A 4167-nucleotide genomic window follows, 5' to 3' on the forward strand; every position below is an offset into this window, starting at 1 on the left:
GCATAAATCCATATTTCTCCCTAAAAAAGCATTAATGCAGTTTACTAGTGAAAAAATCAGCCTCTTTTCAACCTCGCTAAGGGTACTATACCTCGAATTAAAGATGTTGAATTTTAAGTATATTACGAATAAATCAAAAAATCAATAAACCGATGAGTACTTTTTCACAAGATAGTATTTATTCGCTAATCAATTCGATCTAGATACTAGGTAAATAGGAATGATAAGTAAAAAGACTGCCGACTTGCAGTATTTTTCCAAACACATTTATACCAGTATTCATATAAGTTCGCTCGTCTACTCTTTTCTAAATATTCTAATAACTCAAGCCAGGTCGGTTGCTAAGGCCACGTTCCTAGCAAACCATTTACTAACAAACATTAAACTTTAGTAGAATAACATTTTTTCTCAAAATAATATTCAGGTCTTTTCAATCACACCCCAAATAATGGATAATGACTATGTAGGAATAGAGATATTCTTTCAGTTCCTCACCTATAAGTACGCGTCAAATCCAATGATAATGACCCTTCTTCATTTATGATTAAATAAATATAATGACACGAAAAGCAAACAAATGCCTGTCACCTTTTTCACATCCAATGGGATCCGTACGCCTCCAAATAAACCGAAATGGTCAATGACTGCCCCAATCAGTATCTGGCCTGCGATAACCCCGGCCAATGCTGGTGCCACTCCAATCTGAGGGACGACCAATACCATCACAATGACATAAATAGCCCCTAAGAGTCCGCCTATCAATTGCCATTTTGGAACAGAAGCGATGGCAGATATGTTTCCATTTCCCGCGAACAAAACAATAAATAATAAAGCGAGTGTCCCGATTCCAAAAGATATGAAAGAGGCTTCAATGACTCCCACTTTTTTCCCTAGCCCACCATTGATTTGACCTTGTATGGCAATGGTGATCCCGCCTAGGACCGCAAGCAACGGAAATAATATCTTCACAATGATTTTGCTCCTTTTTATGTCCATCCGGACTGATTAATGAATCTTTATTCTAATTTTAACATGAAAAATATGTATATTGTCCTTTAGTGATATAAATTGATTCTAGCGGGAGAGAAATCACACAAATAAAAACTGGCCCTATTGGCCAGCTGCAATGTTCTACTACTAAACTATAATCTATTTGATTCCTGAATAATTTGTTGTCTTAACTGGCAATACTCTGAGCTTAACAAGGAAAATACCAGTGCATCATGCGATTTAGCCCGAAGAAATAGATAACTTCGAAGGGTGCCTTCCTCTTTAAATCCAAATTTCTTCAATAGGTTTCTGGATGCAATATTATCCTTGAAAGTTAATGCCGCAATTCTGTTTAGTCCCAATTCTTCAAAGCAATACCGCAATACTTCGTTAACGGCTTCAGACGTAAAATGATTCCTCCAATATTCGGGATGGATTTCATATCCTATTTCGGCCCGTTTGTTCGCAAGGCTCAATTGGTTCAGGCCAACAGTTCCGATGAATTTGCCTGAATCCTTTAAAATGACTCCCCACCGCAGCCCACGTTTGTTTATATAAGCACTTTTAAACGAGTCGATTAAGCGGCGGGCATCTTCAACTCGGGTTAAACTTTCTATTCCATCATATTTGGTCACTTCATCTTTAGAGAGAATTTCAAACAGACTCTCAGCATGATGGTGACCTATTTCGATTAAACGCAGCCTTTCTGTGTCCAATTCCTTTAACCACATCGAAGTATCCCCCCGGTATATTCAGCTGTCTACTTTATTCTATTCTTGAAGAGAAGATACCTGTCTTAGTGGACAATACTTTTTGAAAAATTCCTTTCCTTAACATACAATGCCGAGTCCTCATGCCCTCCCCTTGTAATCAAATCCCTGATGATTTGGGAGAGGATGACACTATAAACCGTCCCATTACCGCCATAACCTAATAAGAAATAACAATTAGGATGGTTAGGATATATTCCTATTGTCGGTAAACCATCATGGGTCTCACCAAAAAAAGCTCCCCAATAATAATCAGCCCTGACCCGATTCTCTAATTCTGGAAACAAATTGATAAGCTGCTTCAATAATTTATCTCTTTTGTTCAAAATCATTGAATCCCTCTTCTCCAGATAATCGATAGATTCATCAAGACCTCCAATGATAATTCGGTTGTCAGGAGTTTTTCTTGTATATAAATAAGGCCGTGCCGTTTCCCAGATCATCATATTATCATGCCATTTAGCTCGATCGGCTATTTGATTTGTTGTGATGGCATATGAACTGAGGATCACTGCATTTTTATCCTTCACTTCTTCTTGGGCTTCATACCCAGTTGCGAAGATGACCGCCTGTGCATGTATCGTGTGTCCGGTTTCGGTAAATAACTGGGTTTGATTCTCTTTTAATATCTTCCCATTGATTTTCGTTTTTGAATAGACACGTACGCCTTTCGAAAATGCCTTTTCAATCAATAAATGAGCATGTTTATAAGGATTGATTTCGGCATCATTACCTGTAACCAGCGCTCCTTCTTTTGAAAACGAAAATTTACGGCCAAGTTCTTTTTCAGTATAATATTCAACAGGGAAATTACGGGATTTAAGATTACTATATTCTTCTTTAAGCTTGGAAACATCCTCTGGATTGGATGCATAGTACAAGCTTTTTCTAATTTTAAAATCCGGATTTTCCTTTAAACTTGGAACAACCTCTTTCTCAAGGGTCCGAATGGCGTCCAAACAAAGCTGAACATGTCGTGTCCCCGCTTCTTCTCCAAAACTATGGATGAGGGAAGTTAATGTTTTATCATTTGAATACTGTAAAAGTCCAGTATTCGCAAGCGTACTTCCTTCACTTATATCCCGTTTATCGATAAGGACGACATTCAGACCCGTCTCTGCCAAAAAATAGGCACAGTGCGCCCCAGATGAACCACTCCCTACTATACAAACATCACATGAAAGATCCTCTTCCAAAATTGGATATTTTCTAGCTTCAAATGTATCTTTCCAAAACATTTTCCCTGCCTTTAAATCCATACAAGCTCCACCCTTAGGATAATTTATTAGTTCCATATAACTATATCGTTTTGATGCTATTATTATTTACCCTGACAAACATGGCCTGCAAACGTAAAATGATTCTTTTTCTACATGAAATAATTCTTCCAATTTATCAAAAAGCCCTATGATTTTGGTTACTCTTAACACACTTCCGGGTTATATGGACCCTTAACATCAGCTTCCCATTCGATACCTTTTTCCCATTCCAGTAAGGAATGTTAATGAGCTAATTTTACACAAAACTATTTTTATAGCATACTATACTTCCAATCCAGATATTCTACTAGGAGGAATCAAAATGAAGAAAATCATCCTTTTATCAGCACTGTCGCTATCCCTATTAGCTCCAAAAGTTGCTCTGGGTGCCAATACTTACGAGGTGGCAAAAGGAGATACCTTAACGAAAATCGCTACTGAATATGATGTCAGCATTGACGAATTACTTAAAACGAACTCTGCTATAAACGATGCAAACCAAATTCGAATCGGACAAATCATAAATCTTCCCGCTACCAACACCACAGTTAATCGAGAAGAAAGTCAATCAGTTGAACAGCAGGTCCTTAGTTTAGTGAACGAAGAACGGTTAAAACGGGGCCTCCCTTCCCTTAAAATGGATACATCCATTTCTCACGTAGCAATTCTGAAATCCGAGGATATGCGAGATAGTAATTATTTCAATCATACAAGCCCCAGATATGGATCGCCTTTCGAAATGATGAAATCCTTTGGGATCAGTTACAAGTACGCAGGGGAAAATATCGCAGCAGGTCAACCTAGTGCGGATGCTGTCATGAAATCATGGATGAACAGCCCTGGACATAAGGCCAATATTCTGAACAAGAACTATACACATATTGGAATTGGGCATGTGACAGGAGGGAAATACACCCACTATTGGACCCAGCAATTCATTGGAAATTAAAAACGTTAGAGGCGGCAGATTGCCGCCTCCTTTTTTTATCCTTATATTCCAAATCTAAAACTTGCTATTATCCTTTATTAGAAACTCCAAGCAAAACATGCGGGAACCTTTCACTTTATTTAGAAAAGAAGTCTTGCAGTTTTCACTTCAAAAAAATGTCATTCCAGAACATATGTAAAGTAGTTATATCATACTATCT

Annotated in this window: 4 protein-coding genes; 1 reads left to right on the top strand and 3 read right to left on the bottom strand. The window is 37.8% G+C overall.

The window, feature by feature from the left end; genetic code table 11:
* Positions 1 to 534 precede the first annotated feature (534 nt).
* The 3 genes from ACFVSH_RS23690 to ACFVSH_RS23700 all read right to left on the bottom strand — a co-directional run bounded on the left by ACFVSH_RS23690 (position 535) and on the right by ACFVSH_RS23700 (position 3019).
* Positions 535 to 969 (bottom strand): DMT family transporter, encoded by a 435-nt coding sequence (locus ACFVSH_RS23690; RefSeq protein ID WP_192204975.1) that lies wholly within the window; start codon positions 967 to 969, stop codon positions 535 to 537.
* A gap of 173 nt (positions 970 to 1142) precedes the next feature.
* Entirely contained in the window at positions 1143 to 1721 is a 579-nt protein-coding gene (locus tag ACFVSH_RS23695) for a GNAT family N-acetyltransferase (RefSeq protein ID WP_387708166.1), read from the bottom strand.
* A gap of 65 nt (positions 1722 to 1786) precedes the next feature.
* Entirely contained in the window at positions 1787 to 3019 is a 1233-nt protein-coding gene (locus tag ACFVSH_RS23700; protein WP_387708167.1) for an NAD(P)/FAD-dependent oxidoreductase, read from the bottom strand.
* A gap of 322 nt (positions 3020 to 3341) precedes the next feature.
* Here ACFVSH_RS23700 and ACFVSH_RS23705 point away from each other — a divergent pair, with 322 nt between their 5' ends.
* Positions 3342 to 3968 (top strand): CAP domain-containing protein, encoded by a 627-nt coding sequence (locus ACFVSH_RS23705; protein ID WP_387708169.1) that lies wholly within the window; start codon positions 3342 to 3344, stop codon positions 3966 to 3968.
* The last annotated feature ends 199 nt before the right edge of the window (positions 3969 to 4167 follow it).

It is taken from the genome of Peribacillus sp. NPDC058002, from assembly GCF_042886655.1.
In the GTDB taxonomy this organism is placed as follows: Bacteria; Bacillota; Bacilli; order Bacillales; family DSM-1321; genus Peribacillus; species Peribacillus aracenensis.

What these genes read in the sequence shown, in the direction of transcription:
- ACFVSH_RS23695 (WP_387708166.1), bottom strand. Translation starts at nt 1,721, where the DNA reads ATGTGGTTAAAGGAATTGGACACAGAAAGGCTGCGTTTAATCGAAATA.
- ACFVSH_RS23700 (WP_387708167.1), bottom strand. Translation starts at nt 3,019, where the DNA reads ATGGATTTAAAGGCAGGGAAAATGTTTTGGAAAGATACATTTGAAGCT.
- ACFVSH_RS23705 (WP_387708169.1), top strand. Translation starts at nt 3,342, where the DNA reads ATGAAGAAAATCATCCTTTTATCAGCACTGTCGCTATCCCTATTAGCT.